Origin of the sequence: Amycolatopsis sp. lyj-112 (assembly GCF_046549055.1) — a bacterium.
Classification (GTDB): Bacteria; Actinomycetota; Actinomycetes; order Mycobacteriales; family Pseudonocardiaceae; genus Amycolatopsis.
Map to the genome: position 1 here is coordinate 228,343 of NZ_JAJPWS010000001.1, position 22,652 is coordinate 250,994.

Here is a 22,652-nt window from a genome sequence, read left to right on the forward strand (position 1 = left end):
CCGCACAGGCTAACCGGACGTCGCACGGTAGGCGCATTGACGCTCACCGTGATCATGGCTAGCGTTGTAAGCGGCTGCTTACAAACTGCGAAACCGGGGGGTTTCCGGACAAATGACCACCACGAACACCGAACCTGTCGCCTACCCGTTCAACGAAGACGCAGGTCTCGACCTCAACGAGGCCTACGCCGTCGCCCGTGACACCGACGGCATGATCCGGGTCCGCCTGCCCCACGGTGAGCCCGCTTGGCTCGCCACCCGCTATGCCGACGCGCGTTTCGTGCTCGGTGACCGGCGGTTCTCCCGGGCGATGGCCACCGAGAAGGACGAGCCGCGCATGGCACCCGGCAGGCGTCCCGGCGGGATCCTGGCCATGGACCCGCCCGACCACACCCGGCTGCGCACGCTGGTCGCGAAGGCGTTCACCATGCGCCGCGTCGAGTTGCTGCGGCCGCGGGTCGCGGATCTGTCGGCCGGGCTGATCGAAGACATGAAGGCCAAGGGCCAGCCCGCCGACCTGGTCGAGGACTACGCGCTGCCGATCCCGGTCGCGGTCATCTGCGAACTGCTCGGCGTGCCCGTCGAGGACCGGCCGAAATTCCGCGTGTGGAGCGACGCGGCGTTGTCGACCAGCCCGTTGACCACCGAACAGATGATGGCCAACCAGGAAGAGCTGCGGGCGTACATGCACGTGCTCGTCGAGGAGCACCGCGCCCAGCCGCAGGACGATCTGATGACCGCGCTGATCGAAGCGCGCGATGTCCGCGACAGGCTCAGTGAGCTCGAACTGGTCGACATGTGCATCGGCATCCTGATCGCCGGGCACGAGACCACCGCCAGCCAGATCCCCAACTTCGTCTATGCCCTGCTCGAACAGCCGGAACAGCTGGCACGCCTGCGCGACGACCTGGACCTCATCCCGCCCGCCGTGGAGGAACTGCTCCGGTTCGTCCCGCTGGGCGCGGGCGCCGGGTTCGCCCGCTATGCCACCGAGGACATCCAGGTGGGTGACGTGCTGGTCAAGGAAGGCGAGCCGGTGATGGTCGCGATCGGCGCCGCCAACCGGGACGCGCTCCAGTTCACGACGGCGGAAACCCTCGAATTCGGCCGGGAGGCCAATCCGCACCTCGGTTTCGGCCACGGCGTCCACCATTGCCTCGGCGCACCGCTGGCCAGGCTGGAACTGCAGGAGGCGTTGCGCGCCTTGCTGCGCGATCTGCCCGGGCTGCACCTCGCCGGGGATATCGTGTGGAAGACGCAGATGCTGGTGCGGGGACCCCGCTCCATGCCGATCGGATGGTGACCATGAGCTGGAATGTCGAGGTCGATGGCGGAACGTGCATCGGCTCGGGGATGTGCGCTTCGCTGGTGCCTGAGGTCTTCGAACTCGAAGGCGCCACGGCGACGGTGATCGCGGGTGAGGTGAAGCCGGACGAGATCGTGCTCGACGCCGCGGATTCCTGCCCCGCCATGGCGATCGAGGTGATCGAGAAGGGCGAGGTGATCGGGCCACGGCCTTAGGTTCGCCCTTTAATCTGTGGCGGCCGTCGGCGAAGGAGCGTAGGACGACGGGGTGAGTGACGACAGTTTGACCATCCGCACCCTGACGACCGACGACCTGCCCGCGTTCGCGGAGATGCTGGCCGGCGCGTTCCTCTCCGATCCGTCGGACGGGATGAAGCACCGCGAGGAGCTGGTGTTCGAACCCGATCGTTCGCACGGCGTCTTCGACGGCGACGAACTGATCGGGGCCGGGCAACTCCTCACCCGGAAGATCACGGTGCCCGGAGCCGGGCAGACCCCGCTCGCGGCGGTGACGTCGGTCGGCGTGGCTCCGGGACATCGCAGGCGCGGTGCGCTCACCCGGGTCATGCGGGCCCAGTTGCACGGCCTGCACGAGGACGGCGGCGAAGCGATCGCCGCGCTCTGGGCGTCCGAATCGGTCATCTATCCCCGCTTCGGCTACGGCCTCGCGGCGCAGCTCTACCGCGCGAAGGTGCACGGGAAGTCGGCGTTCCGGCCCGGCGTCGAACTCGAAGCCGAGCGCGTGCGCGAAGTCGGCCGCGAGAAGGCGATCCCGTTGATCAAGGCGATCTACGACAGGGAAGCGCCGCTGCGGGTCGGCGCGCTCGACCGCCCGGACTCGACGTGGGAGTTCATCCTCGACGACCCGGAGTACCGCCGTCATGGCGCGACCGCGCTGAAGTTCGCCGTCCTGCCGGACGGCTACGCGCTCTACCGGGTGAAGAGTGACTGGCACGAGGAAGGGCCGCGCGGGACCCTGGACCTGGTGGAACTGGTCGCGACCACGCCGCAGGCGTACGCGACGCTGTTCCGCTTCCTGCTCGACTACGACCTGATCGGCACTGTCGAGTTCTTCGCCGCCCTCGACGAACCGCTCATCCACATGCTGGCCGACCCGCGCAAGATGTCTCGGGCCGGCGGCGATTCGCTGTGGCTCCGGCTCGTCGACGTCGACCGAGGGCTGGTGACACGCCGCTACGGTGCGCCGGCGGATCTGGTCTTCGGTGTCCAGGACGACTTTTGCCCGTGGAACACCGGGAATTGGCGGCTGGTCACCGACGCGGACGGGAACGCCGAAGTGACCCGCGTGGCGGACGCGCCGGATCTCGATCTGGACGTGATCGACCTCGGCGCGATCTTCCTCGGCGGCACCCGGCCGAGCACGCTGGCCGCGGCCGGGCGGATCCGGGAGCGGACCGCTGGAGCGGTTTCGAAGGCCACGGCGGCGTTCGCCACCGACCGGGAGCCGTCCTGCCTGGAGACGTTCTAGCTTTGAGGGTCGCGTCGTCAGTCTCTTGCCCCCTTTTCGGTGAAGGGCGCGGTTCGTGTGTCCAGACAGCGAACACGCGTGATTGGAGACCGAACACGCGTGATTGGAGGCGGAACTCAGGCACGAATTTGCGGCTCACAACACTAGCCGTTCGGCTTCAGCACGCCCTGCTCGGTCACGACGGCGGTGATCAGCCCGTGCGGCGTCACGTCGAAGGCGGGGTTGAACACCTTCGCTCCCTCGGGTGCGACCCTCTTTCCACCGAAGTTCAGGATCTCGCCGGGATCGCGTTCCTCGATCACGATCCCGGCGCCGTCCGGCGCGGTGGTGTCCACAGTGGACGAAGGAGCGACGACCACGAACGGGATCCCGTGGTGCGCCGCCGCGATCGCCAGGCCGTAGGTGCCGATCTTGTTGGCGACATCGCCGTTGGCGGCGATCCGGTCGGCGCCGACGAGCACGGCGTCGACCAGGCCGCGGGCCATCGCGGCGGCGGCCGCGCCGTCGGGCTGGATCCGGTACGGGACACCGGCTTCGGCCAGCTCCCAGGCCGTCAGCCGGGCGCCCTGCAGCAGCGGGCGGGTTTCGTCGACCAGGACCGAGTCGACCAGACCTCGGGCGTGCAGATGCCAGACGACGCCGAGCGCGCTGCCCCAGGCGACCGTCGCGAGATGGCCGGCGTTGCAGTGGCTGAGCAGCCGCAACGGCCGCCGCTCGCAGTGCTCGAGCACCACCTCGGCCGCCAGCCGGGAGGCCTCGTAGTTGATCCGCTCGTCCTCGTCGAGGATCGTGAGCGCCTCGGTGAGGACCGCGTCCGGCCCCTCCGGGAGCTTCGCGAGCGCGCGGGACACACCCCAGCTCAGGTTGACCGCGGTCGGCCGGGCCTTGGCGACGCGGTCCGCCTCGGCCTCGACGTCACCTCCGGCACGGACGGCGAGCACCACGCCGAGCGCGCCCGCCGCGCCGAGCGCCGGAGCGCCGCGGACGGCCAACCGGCCGATGGCGTCGACGAGTTCGCTGACCGAGCGCAGTTCGAGCACGCGATACTCGGCGGGCAGCACGGTCTGGTCGATGATCGCGACGGCGTCGCCGGTCCAGTCGATCGTCCTGCGCATCGCTTCGCTCTCCCAAGAAAACCAGTTGGCCGACCGTGACGTGCTCGGTGAAGATGCGGTTCGTGACCATTCAACGCCAGCATCCGCCCGGTCTGCACCCCACTCCCACCTACCACCACGTCACCATCGTCGAAGGACGGCGGGACGTCCACCTCGCCGGCCAGTGCCCGCTCGCCGAAGACGGCAAGGTCGTCGAGGGCGATGTTCTCGCCCAGGTCGACCAGGTCGTCGCGAACACCGCGGCCGCGCTCGCCCACGCCAAGGCGACCCCGGCCGACGTCGTGCGCACGGTGATCTACGTGGTGACGCCGGACGCCGACGTGCTTTCGGCCGTGTGGGACCGGTTCGTCGAGTCGGAGATCGGGGAGGCCTTCACCACCGCGAGCACCCTGCTCGGCGTCTCGCAGCTCGGCTACCCCGGGCAGCTCGTCGAACTCGACGTCACCGCCGCTACGGCCTGACCCTCGCCGCGATCCGGCACCGTTCGCGGGTGGGTGCCGGATCGCGGACGGTCAGGTGATGATGGTGACCACGACGTCACCGGCCTTCGCGGCGCCGGCGAAGAAGACCACCAGATCGTCGTAGTTGCCCCGCACGTAGTCCAGCGCGTCGGGCTCGTCCCAGATCGACGGGTAGATCTGCTGTTCGGCCAGCTCCGCGAGCTCGACGCCCTGCGAGAGTTGATCGAACCCGGTCCGCGACAGCTCCGTGGACACCGTCCGCACCTCGTCCGGGCTCAGATACCGCGCCGGTCCGTAGCCGTTGTCTTCCCCCAGCGGCGTTCCGCCCAGTACGAAGTCGATCTCGAATCCGGCGCGTGCGGCCAGGAACGACAAGGCGTGCCACGCCTTGTCGATGTCCGTCCCGCGCGAGGTGTCTTCGACCTCCGTGGCCTCCTCGATGGCCGTCCAGATCCGATCGGGGTCTTCGATCAGCTCACGGAGGCCTTCCGGCGTGACGCGCACGTACTCGCCGCACATACCCATCGGCTACAGGCCCGCCATGATGTCGGTCTCGGTGATCCCCGGCCCCTGACCGGCGCGGATGAACCACTCGATGCCGAACGCCTGCGCGAACCCCGCGTCGGGCATCGCGAGGAAGAACGAATCCTCACTGATCTGGCTGGCGTGCGCGCGCATCGCGGCCCGCTTCTGGGGCAGGTACTCGGTGACGTCGACCCGCGCGGTCAGCACCGCCTCCGGCTTGCCGAACTCCACGCCGTCCTCGAAATCAGGCACATCCTCGGGCTTCATCTGCCCGGTCTGTACCGCTTCTTCCATGCCGCGGCGCATCTCGTCCTGGTTGCTCGTGGCCTGGTAGACCCGCGGCGTGCCGGCCAGTTCGGCCGCGCGCATGCCGACGCGGTAGACCTGGATGTGGTCCGGATGCCCGTAACCGCCGTTGTCGTCGTAGACGGTCAGGACGTCGGCCTCCTCCTCGCGCAGGATCTCGGCCAGCCGCAGCGCGGCCTCCTCGACGTCCGCCTGCCAGAACGTGCCCGGCACGTCGTTGCGCGGCTCGCCCATCATGCCGGAATCGGTGTACCCCAGGAATTCCACGCGCTTGGCGCCGAGGACCTCGGCCGAGGCGTTCGTCTCCTCGACACGCCGCTGCCATAGCTCCTCCCCGTCGTCGAGGAACCCGTCCGGCACCTCACCGACCTCGCCCCTGGTCGCGACGACGAGCACGACACGGTGACCTTCCTCGAAGGCCTTGCGCATGACGCCGCCCGCGACGATGCACTCGTCGTCGGGATGGGCGTGAAAACTCACCAATGTGGCCATGATGGGGAAACTACCGGGAGGCACCGACATATTCCGGCGGCGCTGATTCGCGTTCCCTCAGGCGGGGAAGGTCCGCCCCAGGAACTCCAGCGTCAGTTCCCAAGCCGCCGCGGCGGGCTCCGGCTGATGGAACATCGGCGCCACGTGGTTGTGGAACGCGTGCCCGGCCCCCTCGTGGATGGTGATCTCGGCACCGGGATGCGCCTCGACCGCGTCGGCCAGCTTCCGAACGCCCTCGACGGGAATGTAGGGATCCGCGCCCCCGAACTGGAACTGGATCGGGCAGCTGATCTTGTCCAGCAACGGGATTTGCCCCGGCACACCCGAGCCGTAGTACGAGACGGCGACGTCCGGGTCGCCCTCGGCGGCGGCCGCGTAGGCCATCGAGCCGCCGAGGCAGAAGCCGAAGACACCGGCGCGGCCGCCGGATTCGGGCAGGGCGCGCAGCATCGCCAGGGTCGCGAGGACGTCGGTGACGGCGAGTGCGGGGTCGAGCTTGCCGGCGACCTCCATCGACGCCGAGACCCCGGCTTCGTCGTGGGTGGCCGACCAGCCGGGAGCGATCCGCCAGAACAGTTCGGGCACGGCGACGACGTAGCCGAGTGCGGCCAGGTCGGCGGCGACGGACTTGAGGTAGTCGTCGAGGCCGAAGATCTCCTGGATCAGCACCAGACCGGGGCCGGAGCCGGATTCGGGCAGCCAGAGCGGGGCGTCGAACGAGCCGTCGGCGACGGTCACTTTCGTCATCGAGTTCCTTCCAGAGAGCGTACGAGCGAGTCCGTCACCAGCGCGGCTTGAGTGCCGTCGGGGTCGAGGTCGGGATCGAAGATGGTCAGTTCCAGCCCGGCCGCGCCGGGGATCGCGATCAGGCCGCGAAGAAGCTCGACGAGCGCGTCCGGGCTGAGGCCGCCGGGGTCGGGACTGTCCACGGCGGACACGAACTCCGGATCGAGGGTGTCGATGTCGATGTGGATCCAGAAACCGTCCAGCGGCGCGAAAATCTCGCGTGCGGCGGCCAGGGCACCGGCCGTGCCCCGGGCCATGATCTCCTGGCTGGTCACGATGCGGAGCCCGGCCTCGCGCGCTTCGTCGGATTCCTCGTCGCGCACGCCCAGCACGAGGACGTCCTCGTCGCGGACGTACGGCGCCAATCCGTCCACATCGGCCAGTTCGGGGGCGCCCCGGCCGGTCACGACGGCGAGCGCTTCGCCGCCGACAGAGGCGACGTGGTCGGAGTTGCCGAGGTGCCGGAAGTCGTCGTGACCGTCGAAGTAGACGATCCCGAAGCGGCCTTCGCGGCGCAGGGCCAGCATCGCGGCGAGCGCGATCGAGCAGTCGCCGCCGAGGACGACCGGGAAGCCGCCGTCCGCGCGGATCTTCGCGAGCCGTCCGGCCAGCAGCGTCGTGTAGTCCGCGATGCCGGCCGCGTTGCGGGCACCGCTTTCGGGCGACCAGTCGGGCAGGTACCGCGGCGGGGTGACCACGCCGCCGTCGGTTGCGCCCAACCGGGTGAGCAGGCCGTGGTCACGCAGCGCGCCCGGCGCCTTGTAACAGCCCGGGACCACTCCTTCGGCGGGAGGACGTAGTCCGAGATTGGACGGTGCGTCCAGTAGTACGAGATTCCCCATGCCCACACCGTAGTAGTGACGCCTGGTGCCACGCTGTCCGTCCCTTTAGGTTGAAGGGCGGTCCCCAGGCTCGATGTAGGAGGCTTGATGGTGGAGCGGACGAAGTACATCCTCGACGAAGCTGATATGCCGACCAGGTGGTACAACGTCATCCCGGATCTTCCGGAGCCACCACCGCCTCCCCTGCATCCGGGGACGCGGGAGCCGGTCGGCCCGGACGACCTCGCGCCGCTGTTCCCGCAGGCGCTCATCGCCCAAGAGGTCACCACCGACCGTTACGTGGACATCCCCGAAGAAGTCCAGGACGTCTACCGGCTTTGGCGGCCGTCGCCGCTGTTCCGGGCGCGGCGCCTGGAGAAGGCACTCGGCACGCCCGCCCGCATCTACTACAAGTACGAGGGGGTCAGCCCGGTCGGCTCGCACAAGCCCAACACCGCGGTGCCGCAGGCGTTCTACAACGCGGCGGAGGGCGTCACCAGGCTGACCACCGAGACCGGCGCCGGTCAATGGGGGAGCGCGCTCGCCTTCGCCTGCGCCACCTTCGGGCTGGAGTGCGAGGTGTGGCAGGTCCGCGCTTCGTATGACCAGAAGCCGTATCGCAAGCTGATGATGGAGACCTTCGGCGCGACGGTGCACCCGAGCCCGTCCGAACTGACCGAGTCCGGCCGCGCGATCCTGGCCGCCGACCCGGCGTCGCCCGGGAGCCTCGGCATCGCGATCAGCGAGGCGGTGGAGCAGGCCGCGCAGGCGGAGAACACGCGCTACGCGCTGGGCAGCGTGCTCAATCACGTGCTGCTGCACCAGACGATCATCGGGGAAGAGGCGCTCAAGCAGTTCGAACTGGCCGGGGAAACCCCGGACGTGCTCGTCGGCTGCACCGGCGGCGGCTCGAACTTCGGTGGGCTGGCCTTCCCGTTCCTGCGGGAGAAACTCGCCGGGCGGATGGACCCGGTGATCCGCGCGGTCGAACCGGCCGCGTGCCCCTCGCTCACCCGGGGGAAGTACGCGTACGACTTCGGGGACACCGCCGGATTGACGCCGTTGCTGAAGATGCACACGCTGGGTCACGACTTCATCCCCGACCCGATTCACGCCGGTGGCCTGCGCTACCACGGGATGTCGCCGCTGATCTCGCATATCTACGAACTCGGGCTGATCGACGCGATCGCCGTCGGACAGCAGGACTGCTTCGCCGCCGGAGTGCGGTTCGCCCGCACGGAGGGCATCATCCCGGCGCCCGAGCCGACGCACGCGCTCGCCGCGTGCATCCAGGAAGCGTTGCGGTGCAAGGAAACCGGCGAGGAGAAGGTGATACTGACCGCGCTCTGCGGCCACGCGCACCTCGACCTTCCGGCGTACGGCGCTTACCTGGCGGGAGACATGGTGGACAACGCGCTGCCCGACTCCGTCCTCGAGAAGTCGCTCGCCGGCCTTCCCTGATCGCTGCCAGTGTCATGAAAGGGTCTTTCAGGACAAATCTTGTCCTGAAAGACCCTTTCATGACATGCGAAAGCGGGTCAGCCGGTCACCTGGTAGCCGGAGGTCCGGTTCCGCCCGGTGTTCTTCGCCTCGTACAAAGCCCGGTCCGCGACGGCGATCAGGGCGTCGAGGTCGGTCACACCCGGCCGGTCGGCGAGGCCGATCGACACGGTCACGTGCTCTGGCAGGTCGTCGGCCCGGTTCGCCACGCTCGAGCGGATCCGCTCCGCGATCGCGTGCGCGTGGACGGCGGGGGTGCCGGGCAGCAGGACGACGAACTCCTCGCCGCCGAACCGCCCGACCAGGTCGGTGCCGCGCACCTCGGTGCGCAGCGTTTCCGCGATGGCGGCGAGGTACCGGTCGCCGACCAGGTGCCCGTGCCGGTCGTTGATCAGCTTGAACCGGTCGACGTCGAGCATCAGCAGGCTGGTGTGCCGGTTCGCGCCCCGCGCCCGGACCAGTTCGTCGGTCGCGGCGTCGCGCCACGCCCTGGCGTTGAGCAGGCCGGTCTTCGCGTCGCTGCGTGCCTGCCGCTTCAGTTGCCGCAGCAGCACGCCGCGGTGCAGCACCAGCGTGATCCCGACGATCAGCACCAGCACCGCGGGCCAGTCCCGCAGCGCCCACGCCACCACGACGCCGAGCGCGATCGTCGCCGCCTCCAGGCTGTACTCGAACGGCTTCGCCAGCGCGTCGCGGAGCTTGTCATGCGGGGTGCCGTAATACACCGCGATGGTCATGAAGACCGTGTTGACCAGCAGGAACACCGCCCCGGCTCCGGCGATCACCGCCAACGACCGCAGGTCACGGGGGAGGACGTCGAACGGGACGGCGTACTCGGCGAAGAAGATGGTGGCCACGAAGCCCGAGAGAACGGTCGCCGACATGGAGAACGTCCGCCGGAACAGCGGGTTCGGCTGTCCGCGGAACCAGCGATAGAAGAACGACAGTGCGATGACCAGCGCGGCGAGCCCCGGGTGGAGGAGCAGGATCGCGGCGAAGGTCCAGACACTGTCGAGGGAAATGTGCGGTGTACCGGCGAATCTCTCGCGCACCCGCTCGACCGGCCGGGACAACTCGGTGTACAAAACTATGCAGGTGATCAGCACCGTGAACGGGACCGCGTCGCCCGAAGTGAGGGGGACGCGGAGAAAAGTCCAGGCGCATCCGACGATCGCCGCGACGTCCACCAGGAGGACGAAGCCGATCAAACCTCGATTGGGCAACCGCCACAGCGCCCAATTCGTTAGCGCCACGGTGACGAACGTAATCGGTTGGATACTCGGTGTCACTACGCTGTATGGGTAGGCGTGGGTGCACCACGCGTGACCGGGATCGGAACTCAGGAGGGGGTGGGTCCCATGCGCGGGCAGAACTGGTGAACGTCCGGTTCCGGTCAAAGGGGGTGAAGAGGGGCCACTTGGCGCCATGCCCGGGTGGCCGGAACAGCCACTACGAGACCGGCGAGTGCGATGACCGAGACCGTCGTCGCGGGTGAGCCGAGCACGCCGACGAGCAGGCCGCCGGCGACCAGCCCGATTCCCTGCACGGCGATGAGTCCCGACCCGGCGAGGCCGAAGGCCTGGCCTCGTTCGGTGTCGGGGACCAACCGCATGAACGTGGTGCTCGCGGTGACCTGGTACGCCGCGCACATCCCGGACAGCACCAGCAGCGCGGCGGCGTAGGGGAGCGGGGGCCGGAACCAGAACGCCACCAGCGGCAGGATCGCGCCGAGCGCCAGGATCCCGACCAGCCGCAGCCGCATTTCTGGCCGCACCAGACGGCCGAGCACGAACACCCCGAGCACGATCCCGGCCGGATGCGCCGCGAGCAGCAGCCCCGCCGTCACCGCGCCACCGCCGATTTCGGCGGCATAGGGCACGGCCAGGCCTTCCGGCACGATGACGAACCCCGCCAGCCACGCCAGGCCGACCAGCGCGCGCAGCCGCCGGTCGCGCCAGATGGTGCGCGCGCCGGCCGAGAGCCGGCGCAGCGTCGACGTCGGACGGCTGGCGGCGTCGGCGCCGGACACGGGACGGGCGCGGACACCCAGCCGCAGCACGACGGCGGAGATGCCGAACGTCACCGCGTCGAGGGCGAGCCCGCGGCCGGTCCCGACCGCTGCGATCACCGCGCCGCCCAACGCGAATCCGGCCAGCTGGCCGATCTGGTTGGTGATCTTCAGCAGCGATTGGCCGAGGACGTACTGATCCCCGGCCAGCACCGACGGCAGGACGGCCGCCTGCGCGGCGGTGAACGGGGCGTTGGCCAGTTGCACCACCACCAGCACGACGGCGAGCGCGGGCAGCGGGATACCGGGGATCGCCAGCACCGCGACCAGGATCGCCCGGACGACGTCGGAGCAGACCATCACGGTACGGCGGGGGAACCGGTCGGCCAGGCCGCCGAGCAGCGGCCCGCCGATCAGGTCGGGCAGGTAGGTGAGCGCGTAGGTCAGCGCGGGCCAGGTCGCCGAGCGGGTTCTTTCGAAGACCAGCACCGACAGCGCGACCCTGGCCACCTGGTCGCCGAGGATCGATTGGAGTTCCGCGAACCAGATCGCCCGCAGTTCGCCGACCGCGAGCACCTGCCGGAAGGTCGCCTTGCTGTCCACGAGGTGCTCACCCCCGTCACGTGCCCGGTTTCACCGCATCACGCAACGTACCGCACCGGACGCGCTCGGTGAACGCGTCCGGGGTGAATTACTCCGTACCGCAGGTGATCTTCGGCTGCGGGTTGTAATGCACGTTGCGGGTGTGGCGCCGGATTTCGCGGCCGCTCGAAGCGTCCTTGATGACCCGGGTGTCGCTCGTGGTGAAGCCGGGGGCGCCGTTGCTGGGCTTGCAGTTCTCGGCGGGGCCGGGCTTGGTCGGCGGGTCGGACGGGTTGGTGCGGCCGCCCGGCACCGATTCGACGGTGTACTTCTTGGTGCCCCACAGCCGGATCGTGATGTCCGACGGCGACCAGATGGTCTGGATCGCGACGCCGGTGTCACCGTCGTTGGTGAACTTCAGGTCGATCACGCTGCCGCCGTTGTGGTTCTGGAACACCGTCGCCTCGCGCGCGGCGGGGTAGCGGCTGATGTAGTAGCTGTGTTCCTTGTGCTCGGTGTCCTTCATGCCCGCGAAGTACCCGGCGTTGTACAGCGTGGTCGCGAACTGCGAGATCCCGCCGCCGACCTCCCGGCCGGGCGCGCCGTCCTTGATGACACCGGCCTCGACGTAGCCCTGTGCCGCGCCGCGCGGACCGGTGAACCCGTTGAGGCTGAACGTCTCGTTCGGCTTCACGATGGCGCCGTTGACCTTCTGCGCCACGACCCGGATGTTCGTGCCCGAGTCCGCGGCGAAGCCACCGGTCTTGAACTCGCTGACGACCTCTTTGATGCCGAGCTGGTTCGCCTGCTCGGTGGTCACCTTCGCCGGGGTCTTCTTGTAGGTGACCGGCAGCTCGCGGGTCCCGACGCGCTTGAAGACGTCGATCGCGGGCTTGAGGCTCGGCTCCCAGTCGACGACGTTGGCGTCCTCGGACGGCTGGACGGTCGGCTTGCCGCCTTCGAAGACGATCTGCGCGTCCTTGCCCTCCTTCTCGGTGGACTTCAGCTGCGGACCCGCGGCCTCGATGATCTTGTTGTTGTCCACCTTCGGGTTCAGGACACCGCCGTCGGCGGGCTCGAAGGTCAGCGCGTTCGCGATGGCGTCGGGTTTGAGGATCGCGTCCTTGCCTTCGCCCTTGACGACGACGGGCGCCGCGACGGCGGGCTTCGCGACCTGCTCCAGGGCGGCGTGGACGGCCTCCGCGGAGACCTTGACCGGGGTCTGGGTGACCGCGAGGGTCAGCGGCTCACCGGTGGCCCAGCGGTCGAGGATGGTCTTCTTGGCGGCTTCGAGGTCGAGCTTCTGCCCGGTCTTCGGCTCGACGGCGACCGGCTTGGCCTCCTCGAACCGGATGGTGCCTTCGACCGGGTCGCGGTCGATCTTGTCGCGCAGGCCTTCCAGCGCCGAGGAGAGCTTCTCGTCCTCGGTGTGGGTGACGACGCCGACCTCGGTGGTGGAGAAGAGCGACGCGATCCGCGTGAACGGGTTCAGCGGCTGGTCGCCGGCCTGGTCGAGGGTGGCGGGCCAGTCGAGGCGCAGACCGGCCGCGGTGGGCGCCAGCGACTCCTGGGCGTCGCCCGCGACGAGCTTCACCGGGCGGGTCAGGCGCGGCTCGATGCCACCCCGGAGCTCCTTCTCGGCCGCGGAGCGGTCCATCCCGCCGACGTCGACCCCGGCGACGGTGACGCCGCGCGGGACGCTGCCCTGGGAGACCAGGACGTCGACGGCGTACACGGCGACCAGCAGGCCGAACACGCCGCCGCCGATGAAGGCGACCTTGCGATAGCTGCGGCGGCGCTTCGGTGGCGCCGGTTCCTCGGGCGTGGCAGACTCCCCGAACCCGGGCGTGACGACCGGGAGAATGTCCGTCTGCTCGGCATGGGACTCGGGCCAGCGCGGTTCCTGCGGCAACTCTCCACCCTCCACAACCCGGCGAGGTCGCCGGACGGCACAAACGAACATCCGGGCCTTCTGCGCGTACCGGACGTGCGTTCAAGATACGGGGCGCCGTTTGTGGTCTTGCAACTCGCCCGGTTGGGTGAGCGGGTAACTCGTCCGGGTGGTCACTGGGCGTCAGGTTCCGGGTTTTCACCCACTCTGGCGAGGAAATCGAAGTCACAGCCGGTATCGGCTTGCGTGATGTGTTCGGTGTAGAGCGCTCCGTAACCCCTTTCGTAGTGCGGAGCGGGCGGTGTCCACTCGGAACGCCGGCGTTCCAGTTCCTCGTCGTCGACATCAAGGCTCAGCCGCCGGGCGGCGACGTCCAGCGTGATCGGATCGCCGTCGCGGACCAGCGCCAGCGGACCGCCCACATGGGACTCCGGCGCCACGTGCAGCACGCAGGCGCCGTAACTGGTGCCGCTCATCCGGGCATCGGAGACGCGGACCATGTCGCGGACTCCCTTGGCCAGCAAGTGATCGGGCAGCGGAAGCATCCCGTACTCGGGCATGCCGGGGCCGCCGAGCGGGCCGGAACCGCGCAGTACCAGCACGGAATCCTCGGTGATGCCGAGTGCTGGATCGTTGATGCGCTTCTTCAGGTCCGTGTGGTTCTCGAACACCACCGCGGGCCCGGTGTGGGCGAGCAGACGCGGTTCCGCGGCGATGTGCTTGATCACCGCTCCCGAGGGCGCCAGATTGCCGCGCAGCACCGCGACACCCCCTTCGGCGGCGAGCGGGTTGTCGCGGGTGCGGATGACGTCGTCGTTGTGCACGCGCGCGTTTTCCAGTGTCTCGCCGAGGGTTCTGCCCGTGACGGTGACGCGATCGGTGTGCAGCAGATCGGTCAGCCGCGAGAGCAGACCGGGAAGCCCTCCCGCGTAATAGAAGTCCTCCATCAGCCAGTCCCCGCCCGGCCGGATGTTCGCCAGTACCGGGACGCGGCGCGCGATCGCGTCGAAATCGTCCATGGACAAGGGAATCTGCCCGCGGCCCGCCATCGCGATCAGGTGGATGACGGCGTTGGTGGAACCGCCGAGTGCCAGCACGGTGGTGATCGCGTCGGCGTAAGCGCGTTCGTCGAGGATCTTGGTGATCGTGAGGTCTTCCCACACCATGTCGACGATCCGCGCACCGCTCGCCGAGGCCATCCGGTGGTGCGCCGAATCGACGGCGGGGATCGACGCTGCGCCGGGCAGGGTCAGGCCGAGCACTTCGGCGACCGACATCATCGTCGAGGCGGTGCCCATCGTCATGCAGGTACCGGGAGAGCGGGCGAGCCCACGCTCCAATTCGGACAGTTCCTCGTCGCCGATGAGCCCGGCACGCTTGTCGTCCCAGTACTTCCACATGTCGGTACCGCTGCCGAGGACCTCGTCGCGCCAGTGCCCGCGCAGCATCGGCCCGGCGGGCACGAAAAGGGCCGGGAGACCCGCGCTCGCCGCGCCCATCAGCAATGCCGGGGTGGTCTTGTCGCAGCCGCCCATGAGCACCGCGCCGTCGATCGGATAGGACCGCAGGATCTCCTCGGTCTCCATCGAGAGCAGGTTGCGGTACAACATCGGCGTCGGCTTCTGGAAGGTCTCCGAAAGCGTCGCGACCGGGAACTCCAGCGGGAAACCGCCCGCCTGCCACACCCCGCGCTTGACCTGTTCCGCGCGCTCGCGCAGGTGCATGTGGCAGGGGTTGATGTCGCTCCAGGTGTTGAGGATCGCGATGACCGGTTTCCCGAGGTGCTCCTCCGGGTTGTAGCCGAGTTGCCTGCTGCGCGCCCGGTGGCTGAATCCGCGCAGTTCGTCGCCGCCGAACCAGCGGTGACTGCGGAGGTCCTCAGGTTTCCTCATGACCACGATTATGGCATCTCATATATGATTGGCTGATGTCTTCGACCTTCAGCCTTCCTGCCTCCCGTACCGAAGTGGTGCTCGAGGAGATCCGCCGCGGCATCCTCACCCGGGAGCTGGTGCCCGGGCAGCCGCTGGTCGAGGCCGAACTCGCGCAGCGGCTCGGGGTGTCGAAGACGCCGGTCCGCGAGGCGCTGAAGGTGCTGTCGAACACGGGCCTGGTCACGTTCAGCCCGTACAAGGGCGCGTCGGTGTGCGTGGTCGACGCGGAACTCGCGAGGTCGGTCTACGACATCCGCATGGTGCTGGAGCCCGAAGCCGTCCGCCGATCGGTGGAACGCCGCTCGCCGGACCTGCTCGAAGACGCCGCGGAGGCGCTGAAAGAGGCGTCGGCGGCGATCTCGGACAAGGACCAGGCCGCGCTCAGCCTGCTCAACCGGCGGTTCCACCGCGCGCTCTACAGCGGCTGCGGCAACCCGCTGATGGTCTCGATGCTGGACGGTCTCAAGGACCGCGCCGCCCTGATCAGCGTCGTCGGCTGGGAGGCGAATCCCAGCTGGCGCAAGGAGTGGAACGAGCACAAGGCGGTGCTGGCGGCGGCGAAGAAGGGTGATGCCGATGGTGCGGCCGGGCTGCTGCGCGCCCATATCGGCGACTTCCTGGACCGCATCCTCGGCGCCTTCGAGGACTAGCCATGCGCCTGCTCCTGATTTCGGACACCCACCTGCCGCAGCGCGCCAAGGCGCTGCCGGAGCGGATCTGGCGGGAGGTCGAGGCGGCGGACGTCGTCGTCCACGCCGGCGACTGGGTCGAGGCCGGCCTGCTCGACGAACTCGAAGCTCGCGCAAAGCGGCTCATCGCGGTCTATGGCAACAACGACGGGCCGGACCTGCGGGAGCGGTTACCCGAGATCGCGCGGGCCGAACTCGACGGTGTCCGGCTGGCGGTCATCCACGAAACCGGCGCCAAACAGGGTCGCGAGCGCCGCTGCGACGAGCTCTTCCCGGACGCCGACGTCCTCGTGTTCGGGCACAGCCACATCCCGTGGGATTCGGTCACGCCGAAGGGGCTGCGCCTGCTGAACCCGGGATCGCCGACCGACCGGCGGCGGCAGCCGTTCTGCACCTACCAGACCGCTGAAATCCGGGACGGCGAGTTGCTCGATGTGGCTCTGCTGGAGCTGCCGCCGCGCCGGTGACGGGGTAGACAGGTAGCCATGGAACCGGCGCAGGCGTTGAGGGAGATCGCGTTCCGGCTGGAGCGCGCGGGCGAGCCGACCTACCGGGTTCGGGCCTTCCGGCAAGCGGCCGAGGTGATCGCCAAGGTCGAGCCGGACGACCTGCGCAAACGCGCCAAGGCCGGCACCCTGACGGCGTTGCCGAATATCGGTAAGGCGACCGCGGCCGTCGTCGAAGACGTGCTCGCCGGACGGCGTCCCGCCTACTTCGAGAAGCTCGGCGAGCCGAAGCTGCCCGACGGCGGTCCGATGCGGGCGGCGCTGCGAGGGGACTGCCATACCCATTCGGACTGGTCGGACGGCGGGAGCCCGATCGACGAGATGGCCGAAGCCGCGCGTTCGCTGGGCCACGAATGGATGGTGCTGACCGACCATTCGCCCCGGCTGACCGTCGCCAACGGGCTCTCGGCCGAGCGGCTCCGACGGCAGATGGACGTCGTCGCCGAACTGAACGAGACGATGGCGCCGTTCCGGATCCTGCACGGCATCGAGGTCGACATCCACCTCGACGGCACGCTCGACCAGGAGGAAGAGCTGCTCGCGCAGCTGGACTTCGTCGTCGCCAGTGTGCATTCGAAGCTGCGGATGCCCGCGAAGGAGATGACCCCGCGGATGCTCGCGGCGGTGCAGAACCCGCACGTCCGGGTGCTCGGGCACTGCACCGGACGGCTGGTGATGGGGGCACGCGGGAAACGGCCGGAGTCGGAGTTCGACGCGGAAGCCGTGTTCACCGCCTGCCGGGACAACGGGGTCGCCGTCGAGATCAACTCACGTCCCGAACGCCGGGATCCGCCGACGCGGCTGCTGAACCTGGCCGTCGACCTGGGTTGCGACTTCGCGATCGACAGCGACGCGCACGCGCCCGGCCAGCTGGATTGGCTGGCCTACGGCTGCGTGCGCGCCACCGAGCTGGGAATCGAGCCGGACCGGGTGATCAACACGCGGACCGCCGAAGACCTACTCGCGTCCCGCTGACCTGGTTCTCAGTCCGTGAAGGCCTCCTTGAGGGACTCAGAGTCCCTCAAGGAGGCCTTCACGGACTTGATTCGCGGACAGTGCGGGGTGCGGTCAGTTGATCTCGAACGGGTCGCCGTAGACCTTCCACTTCAACGGCGTGTGCAGGTCGAGGTTGCCGTCGTTGAGCCACACCAGTTGAGCGGTGTCGATCCGCGACGTGTCCGCGTGCGCCTCTTCCTGCTTCATGATCACGCGCCGCGCGTCGAGGAACGCCTTGAGGTACGTCGTTTCGTCGCCGCCCTGGGACGGCGGCCGGGCCTGCTGGAGCGCGGTGGAGCGGATCCCGCCGAAGCTGTCCGGACTGGTGCCCGGCCCGTGCATCACGATGGCGTCGTAATAGATGAATTGTCCCAGTGCGCCCAGGCCGTCCGATTTCGCCTGATTCACCGACGGGTCGAAATAGACGCGGTCGCGTTCGCTGTTCTGCGCGGCCTGGAAGTCCGAACGGCCCGCGGCCTCTCGCCACGCGTTTTCGAAACCGCTGCCGAGGCCTTCGTGTGATTCGGTGCCGTCGACCGCGCGCAAGGCCGGGAGGTACTGCGCGAGCGGGTTTCCGGGGACGGAATTCGTGTAGCGCTCGACGAGTTCGAGCATGTCGCCGGTGCCGGAACAGAAGCCGATGATGCCGGCGGTGTACCCGCGGCCGTCACCGATGTCCTCGATGTAGGAGTACTGCGCTTTCCAGTCCAGCGAAGAGTTTTCCGCGCTGGAGACGATCTGCATCGCGATCTCCTTCTTCTCCGGGGAGGCGAGGTCGCCACCGGAGGCGAAGATCGACGCCGTCGCCGGGGCGGGCTCGGCGGAGGCGAGTGAGGTGATCGCGACGGGGCCGGAAACGGCGAGGGCGAGCACGGAGACCGCGCCGAGAGCGCGGCGCATCGCGGGCCGCAGGGCGTTACTCATGAAAGGTGTCCCTTTCCACAGAGAATTGTCAATTTCTGTCAGGTGTAACTGCGGCGTGGGCACACGATAACCATGAGTTAAAGGGCGCCACAAGACCCGCGTCCGGACAGAACGGGACGCGAATACCGACGAAAGGAGCTTGCGCGGACGGCTAAAGGGTGGCGAAGCGGAGGCCCGCGTCGCTGAGCCTGCCGATCAGTGCGTGCCCCATCGCGGCGGCCGTCGTCACCTGGCCCGCGGTCTCGGGTAGGTCGTCCAGCGCCAGGCACAGGGCGGATTCGCCGAGCATCTTCGCCGTCTCGCCGTAGCCGGGGTCGCCGCCGGAAACCTCGGTCACGACGCGCTCCCCACCGCTCTCGGCGTGGAACCGCACGGAGAACCACGACCGTGCTCGCCGTTCCTCGTCCGGGCCGCCACCGGGCTTCAGCAGATTCGACAACGCCCGCCGCGCGGGCGGCACCTGGGCCACGGCGAAGACGAGACCCATCCCGGCGGCGCCGGCGGCCACCACCGGAAGCCGTTTGACCGCGGCGAAATGCCGGTAGGTGAAGTCCGGTCCGTACCCCTCCGATGCGGCCGCCGAGCGTGCGACGACCATCGGGTCGATGGTCGGCAGCGGCACCGCCCAGAAGCCGTCCGGGTTGCGATGAGGGTTGCCGAGCGGGGCGCGCACCTTCCGGCCGGTGGGACGCGGTTCGGCCGAAGCGCGTTCCCGTGCGGCGCGAATGCTCGACGGCAACCGGGAAAACGCCGTCAGCGCGGAGAGGAACGTTCCCCCCGAAGGCATCCCGCCCGCGCGGACATAGCCGTCGATCCGCATCGGTTTCCCTTGCGGCAGCTGGGAAATCGTGTACAGCACGCCGAGATCGTGCGGGATCGAATCGAAGCCGCAGGCGTGCACGAGCCGTGCCCCGGTCTCGGCCGCGCGGGCATGGTGGGCGAGGTACATCTTGTCGACGAACTCGGGCTCGCCGCACAGGTCGGCGTAGTCGGTCCCGGCGGCCGCGCACGCGGCGACCAGAGGTTCGCCGTAGTGGATGTACGGGCCGACAGTGGTGGCGACGACCTTTGTGGACTCGGCGACCTTCCGCAGGGAATCCGCCTCGGAGACGTCGGCGTGCAGCAGCGGCAACGAGGCCAGGTCCGCGTTCACCGCGGAAAGCCTTTCCCGCAGGGCTTCCAGTTTGCCCCGGTCACGCCCGGCCAGCGCCCAGCGCAGGCCCGGAGACGCGGTGCGGGCGAGGTACTCGGCGGTCAGGCCACCGGTGAACCCGGTGGCACCGAACAGCACGACGTCGTGATCACGGCCGGTGGGCATGCGTCCACACTACCGCCGGTCACCGTCTGTCGCCGGTGTAGACGACGGCGGCGCACACCGCCTCGACACCGGAGATCAGGTCGGCAGGCGCCCGGGGGAGTTCGCGGTGGGTGGCCTCGGCCCAGGCCAGCAGCCCGGCGCGGTCGAGTTCCGGTTCGCAGAGATCGTCGAGCCCGATGGTCCAGGCCAGTAACGCCAGGCAGACCGAATGCGGCTCCGGCTGTTCGGTTCCCAGCACGGCGGCCCTGGCCTTGCTGCGCGCGGCCGTCGACATCAGCAGATCCCGCGGCGGGTACCGGTGGTTTTTCCGGATCAGGCCCCGATCGGTCTCGCGGTTGATCACTCCTGTGGCGAGCAGATTGTTCGCCACCGTTTCCCCGAGATCCTGCCGGAGATGGTCGACCCATTCCCGGACGCTGTGCGGCTCCCGTTCGGCGAGGATTTCCGAGAACACCCGATCGGCGACGGGATGACCTGGCCGTTGGCGCGAAAGCGGCCGGATTCGCTTGCGTTCCACGGTGATCCGCTCGGCGAGGAGGAGATCGCAGAGAGCGGAACCGGCCATTCCGATTCCCAGTCCCGTGCGCCGCAGCGCCGGTTTTCCGGTGAACTCGTCATGGGCGAGGAAGAACAGGGAATCGACCAACGTCAGCCGACGCATGAAATGGCACGCCTCCCGGCGTTTCGAGTGCGGGACGGCCAAACTAGCGGTACTCGGCGGACCACCGCGCACCGAGGTCCGTTTTTAGCCTGAACGGACGCATCTGGCCGAGTGTCCCGGCCCTAAGGTGGTATGGCCTTCACAAGATCAAGAACGCGAACTCCGCGTTCGACTCCACTCCGACGTCCGGGGGGACGGGTTTCATGGGTACGCACACGCCGCGGCGACGCCTCGGTCATCGGCGGCTCGGCGCCGCTCAGATCGTCTTCTTCGTGGTGGCCGCGGCTGGGCCGCTGTTCGCCATCGCGGGCGGGGTCCCGACGAACTACGCGGTCACGGGCAGTATCGGTGTGCCGCTGTCGTTCCTTCTGCTGGCACCGATCCTGGGTCTCTTCGCGGTCGGCTACGCGGCGATGAGCCGGTACATCACCAACGCGGGCGCGTTCTATCCCTACGTCGCCAACGGGATCGGCAAATCCACCGGCGCCGGGATCGCGTTCGTCACGCTGATCACCTACAACGCCATCCAGATCAGCATCTACGGCCTCTTCGGCTGGTCGGTGTCGACCTGGCTGGGTTCGCTCACCGGGTCCGCGCCGCCGTGGTGGCTGTGCGCGCTGGTGATGGTGGTGATCGTCGGCCTGCTCGGCGTGCTGCGGATCGATCTCAACGCCAAGGTCCTCGGGATCGCGCTGTGCCTGGAGGTCGCCGTCGTCGCGATCATCGACATCGCGTTGTTCGCGAATCCCGCGGGCGGCACCGTTTCGTGGGTACCGCTGGAGCCGTCGAGCCTGTTCACCACCGGGGTGGGCGCGGTGTTCGCGTTCTCCGCCGCGGCGTTCATCGGCTTCGAAGGTGCCGCGACCTACGGCGAGGAGGCCCGCGAACCCAGCCGCACGGTGGGCCGGGCGACGTACGCCGCGATCGGCCTCACCGCGGTGCTCTACGTCGTTTCCTCCCTCGCGCTGGCGGTCGGCACGGGGCCCGGCGAGATCGTCAACGCCGCCCACGCCCAGGGGCCGGACCTGGTGTTCAACCTGGCCTCCCAGCATCTCGGCGGCACGTTCTCCGACGTCGCCTACACCCTTTTCGTGACCGGCCAATGCGCGGCGCTGCTGAGTTTCCACAACGCCGTCGCGCGGTACTTCTTCGCGCTCGGCCGCGAGGGGCTGCTGCCGCGCTCGCTCGCCAAGACCGGTAAGCGCACCGGGGCACCGGCGGCCGGGTCGCTGGCTCAGACCGCGCTCGCCTTCGTGGTGGTGGCCGCGTTCGCGCTCGCCGGCCGCGACCCGGTCACCGAACTGTTCACCTGGCTCGGTGCCACGGCGTCGACCGGGGTCGTGGTGATCATGATCGCCGTCTCGCTTTCGGTGATCGGCTTCTTCAAACGCCGCCGTCAGGCCGAAAACGTCTGGCGCCGGTGGATCGCGCCCGGCTTGGCGATCCTCGCGCTCTCGGCGGTCCTCGGGCTGATCCTGCTCAACTTCGACCTGCTGCTCGGCCCGGCGGGCGGTTTCCTGCTGCGGTGGGGGCTGCCCGGGCTCGTGGTCCTCGCGGCGCTGGCGGGCTTCCTGCGCGCGGAAGTGCTGCGCACCCGTGATCCCGAGACCTACGCCGGCATCGGCGGCCCGCTCGACGACGAACACGAACGCAAGCCGGTCGCGAGGACGGGCCGATGATCATCCGCGCCGCCGCACCGTCCGAAGTGGACACAGTGGTCGACGTGCTGTGCGAGGCCTTCCACGAAGACCCGGTCAGCGGATGGATCTTCCCTGACGAAGAGCGCCGCGTGATGGCGCACTCGATCTTCTTCCGCACGATGGTGCGCGGAGTTCTCGCGATGGGAGGTGACGTCGATGTCACCGACGACCTGTCGGCCGTGATCCTCTGGAGTCCGCACGCCGCGGGAGGCGAGCCGGACGGCGGCGCGTTCGCCGGGCTCGCCCAGGCGGAACTGGGGCGGCTCGGCGAGTTGTTCGAGCTGATGACGAGGGCGGGCCCCGACGGGGAGTATCACCACGCGCAGTTCATCGGGGTGCGGACGAGCGGCCAGCGAAAGGGGATCGGCGCACGTTTGATGCGACACGGGCTCGACCGCTACAGCGCCGAAGGCCTGCCCGCGTACTTGGAGGCCAGTACGCCGGAGAGTGCGAAGCTGTACCGGCGACTGGGTTTTCGTGATCATGGAGCGGTGTTCGCGGCCGACGGCGGACCGCCGATGCGGCCGATGTGGCGCGACCCGGCCTGAGACGACGTGACCGATCTCTCGTCGATTTGTCTACAAAGGACTGGTAAAGTCGCGGGCAGATGACGACGTGCCGTGCCCCCGCCACACGGCACCGT

At 68.9% G+C, this 22,652-nt stretch carries 22 protein-coding genes; 10 read left to right on the forward strand and 12 right to left on the reverse strand.

Annotation, left to right across the window (positions count from 1 at the left end; all coding sequences use genetic code 11):
- Window positions 1–112: 112 nt before the first annotated feature.
- Genes ACLJRL_RS01060 through ACLJRL_RS01070 form a run of 3 tightly spaced genes read left to right on the forward strand, consistent with a single transcriptional unit; the run spans window position 113 to window position 2,794 of the window.
- The gene (locus tag ACLJRL_RS01060; RefSeq protein WP_410654069.1) at window positions 113–1,303 is read left to right on the forward strand and encodes a cytochrome P450; all 1,191 of its coding nucleotides are present in this window, start codon (window positions 113–115) and stop codon (window positions 1,301–1,303) included.
- A gap of 2 nt (window positions 1,304–1,305) precedes the next feature.
- Complete coding sequence (locus ACLJRL_RS01065) at window positions 1,306–1,521, forward strand: ferredoxin (protein WP_410654070.1); 216 nt, start codon at window positions 1,306–1,308, stop codon at window positions 1,519–1,521.
- Between the two features lie 52 nt (window positions 1,522–1,573).
- Entirely contained in the window at window positions 1,574–2,794 is a 1,221-nt protein-coding gene (locus ACLJRL_RS01070) for a GNAT family N-acetyltransferase (RefSeq protein WP_410654071.1), read from the forward strand.
- Between the two features lie 143 nt (window positions 2,795–2,937).
- Here ACLJRL_RS01070 and mtnA read toward each other — a convergent pair whose 3' ends face one another.
- Window positions 2,938–3,909, reverse strand: coding sequence for an S-methyl-5-thioribose-1-phosphate isomerase (mtnA, locus tag ACLJRL_RS01075; protein ID WP_410654072.1), 972 nt, complete (start codon window positions 3,907–3,909; stop codon window positions 2,938–2,940).
- A 53-nt stretch (window positions 3,910–3,962) separates the two neighbouring features.
- Here mtnA and ACLJRL_RS01080 point away from each other — a divergent pair, with 53 nt between their 5' ends.
- Window positions 3,963–4,370, forward strand: coding sequence for a RidA family protein (locus ACLJRL_RS01080; RefSeq protein ID WP_410655118.1), 408 nt, complete (start codon window positions 3,963–3,965; stop codon window positions 4,368–4,370).
- Window positions 4,371–4,421: 51 nt separating this feature from the next.
- Here ACLJRL_RS01080 and ACLJRL_RS01085 read toward each other — a convergent pair whose 3' ends face one another.
- The 4 genes from ACLJRL_RS01085 to ACLJRL_RS01100 are packed head-to-tail and all read right to left on the reverse strand — an operon-like array spanning window position 4,422 to window position 7,321.
- Entirely contained in the window at window positions 4,422–4,889 is a 468-nt protein-coding gene (locus ACLJRL_RS01085) for a YfbM family protein (RefSeq protein ID WP_410654073.1), read from the reverse strand.
- A gap of 9 nt (window positions 4,890–4,898) precedes the next feature.
- Window positions 4,899–5,693 carry a PIG-L family deacetylase gene (locus ACLJRL_RS01090; RefSeq protein ID WP_410654074.1) on the reverse strand — a complete coding sequence of 265 codons (795 nt, stop codon included), beginning with the start codon at window positions 5,691–5,693 and terminating at the stop codon, window positions 4,899–4,901.
- A 57-nt stretch (window positions 5,694–5,750) separates the two neighbouring features.
- Window positions 5,751–6,440 (reverse strand): dienelactone hydrolase family protein, encoded by a 690-nt coding sequence (locus tag ACLJRL_RS01095; protein WP_410654075.1) that lies wholly within the window; start codon window positions 6,438–6,440, stop codon window positions 5,751–5,753.
- Window positions 6,437–7,321 carry an arginase family protein gene (locus ACLJRL_RS01100; RefSeq protein ID WP_410654076.1) on the reverse strand — a complete coding sequence of 295 codons (885 nt, stop codon included), beginning with the start codon at window positions 7,319–7,321 and terminating at the stop codon, window positions 6,437–6,439. The genes ACLJRL_RS01095 and ACLJRL_RS01100 overlap by 4 nt, the downstream gene beginning before the upstream one ends.
- An 87-nt stretch (window positions 7,322–7,408) precedes the next feature.
- Here ACLJRL_RS01100 and ACLJRL_RS01105 point away from each other — a divergent pair, with 87 nt between their 5' ends.
- The gene (locus ACLJRL_RS01105) at window positions 7,409–8,761 is read left to right on the forward strand and encodes a TrpB-like pyridoxal phosphate-dependent enzyme (protein ID WP_410654077.1); all 1,353 of its coding nucleotides are present in this window, start codon (window positions 7,409–7,411) and stop codon (window positions 8,759–8,761) included.
- A gap of 77 nt (window positions 8,762–8,838) precedes the next feature.
- Here the strand turns inward: ACLJRL_RS01105 and ACLJRL_RS01110 are convergent, their stop codons facing one another.
- The 4 genes from ACLJRL_RS01110 to araD all read right to left on the reverse strand — a co-directional run bounded on the left by ACLJRL_RS01110 (window position 8,839) and on the right by araD (window position 15,173).
- Entirely contained in the window at window positions 8,839–10,053 is a 1,215-nt protein-coding gene (locus ACLJRL_RS01110; RefSeq protein ID WP_410654078.1) for a GGDEF domain-containing protein, read from the reverse strand.
- Window positions 10,054–10,193: 140 nt separating this feature from the next.
- Window positions 10,194–11,411: an MFS transporter gene (locus ACLJRL_RS01115; protein ID WP_410654079.1), complete on the reverse strand. Its 1,218-nt coding sequence runs from the start codon at window positions 11,409–11,411 to the stop codon at window positions 10,194–10,196.
- 88 nt (window positions 11,412–11,499) lie between these two features.
- Window positions 11,500–13,302 (reverse strand): VanW family protein, encoded by a 1,803-nt coding sequence (locus tag ACLJRL_RS01120; protein WP_410654080.1) that lies wholly within the window; start codon window positions 13,300–13,302, stop codon window positions 11,500–11,502.
- A gap of 152 nt (window positions 13,303–13,454) precedes the next feature.
- Window positions 13,455–15,173, reverse strand: coding sequence for an L-arabinonate dehydratase (gene araD, locus ACLJRL_RS01125; protein WP_410654081.1), 1,719 nt, complete (start codon window positions 15,171–15,173; stop codon window positions 13,455–13,457).
- A 35-nt stretch (window positions 15,174–15,208) separates the two neighbouring features.
- Between araD and ACLJRL_RS01130 the strand changes: the two genes are divergently transcribed.
- Genes ACLJRL_RS01130 through ACLJRL_RS01140 form a run of 3 tightly spaced genes read left to right on the forward strand, consistent with a single transcriptional unit; the run spans window position 15,209 to window position 17,385 of the window.
- Entirely contained in the window at window positions 15,209–15,865 is a 657-nt protein-coding gene (locus tag ACLJRL_RS01130; protein ID WP_410654082.1) for a GntR family transcriptional regulator, read from the forward strand.
- A 2-nt stretch (window positions 15,866–15,867) separates the two neighbouring features.
- Window positions 15,868–16,371, forward strand: a complete 504-nt coding sequence (locus tag ACLJRL_RS01135) for a metallophosphoesterase family protein (RefSeq protein WP_410654083.1) — start codon at window positions 15,868–15,870, stop codon at window positions 16,369–16,371.
- 18 nt (window positions 16,372–16,389) lie between these two features.
- Window positions 16,390–17,385: a PHP domain-containing protein gene (locus ACLJRL_RS01140; protein ID WP_410654084.1), complete on the forward strand. Its 996-nt coding sequence runs from the start codon at window positions 16,390–16,392 to the stop codon at window positions 17,383–17,385.
- A gap of 93 nt (window positions 17,386–17,478) precedes the next feature.
- Here ACLJRL_RS01140 and ACLJRL_RS01145 read toward each other — a convergent pair whose 3' ends face one another.
- The 3 genes from ACLJRL_RS01145 to ACLJRL_RS01155 form a co-directional block, all read right to left on the reverse strand.
- Window positions 17,479–18,330: a chitosanase gene (locus ACLJRL_RS01145; protein WP_410654085.1), complete on the reverse strand. Its 852-nt coding sequence runs from the start codon at window positions 18,328–18,330 to the stop codon at window positions 17,479–17,481.
- Between the two features lie 151 nt (window positions 18,331–18,481).
- Window positions 18,482–19,648, reverse strand: a complete 1,167-nt coding sequence (locus ACLJRL_RS01150; protein WP_410654086.1) for a saccharopine dehydrogenase family protein — start codon at window positions 19,646–19,648, stop codon at window positions 18,482–18,484.
- 19 nt (window positions 19,649–19,667) lie between these two features.
- Window positions 19,668–20,309: a GOLPH3/VPS74 family protein gene (locus ACLJRL_RS01155; RefSeq protein ID WP_410654087.1), complete on the reverse strand. Its 642-nt coding sequence runs from the start codon at window positions 20,307–20,309 to the stop codon at window positions 19,668–19,670.
- A gap of 203 nt (window positions 20,310–20,512) precedes the next feature.
- On the opposite strand from ACLJRL_RS01155, the gene ACLJRL_RS01160 reads away from it, so the two are divergent.
- Both ACLJRL_RS01160 and ACLJRL_RS01165 read left to right on the forward strand, forming a co-directional pair.
- Window positions 20,513–21,988 carry an APC family permease gene (locus ACLJRL_RS01160; RefSeq protein WP_410654088.1) on the forward strand — a complete coding sequence of 492 codons (1,476 nt, stop codon included), beginning with the start codon at window positions 20,513–20,515 and terminating at the stop codon, window positions 21,986–21,988.
- Window positions 21,985–22,557, forward strand: coding sequence for a GNAT family N-acetyltransferase (locus ACLJRL_RS01165; protein WP_410654089.1), 573 nt, complete (start codon window positions 21,985–21,987; stop codon window positions 22,555–22,557). The genes ACLJRL_RS01160 and ACLJRL_RS01165 overlap by 4 nt, the downstream gene beginning before the upstream one ends.
- The last annotated feature ends 95 nt before the right edge of the window (window positions 22,558–22,652 follow it).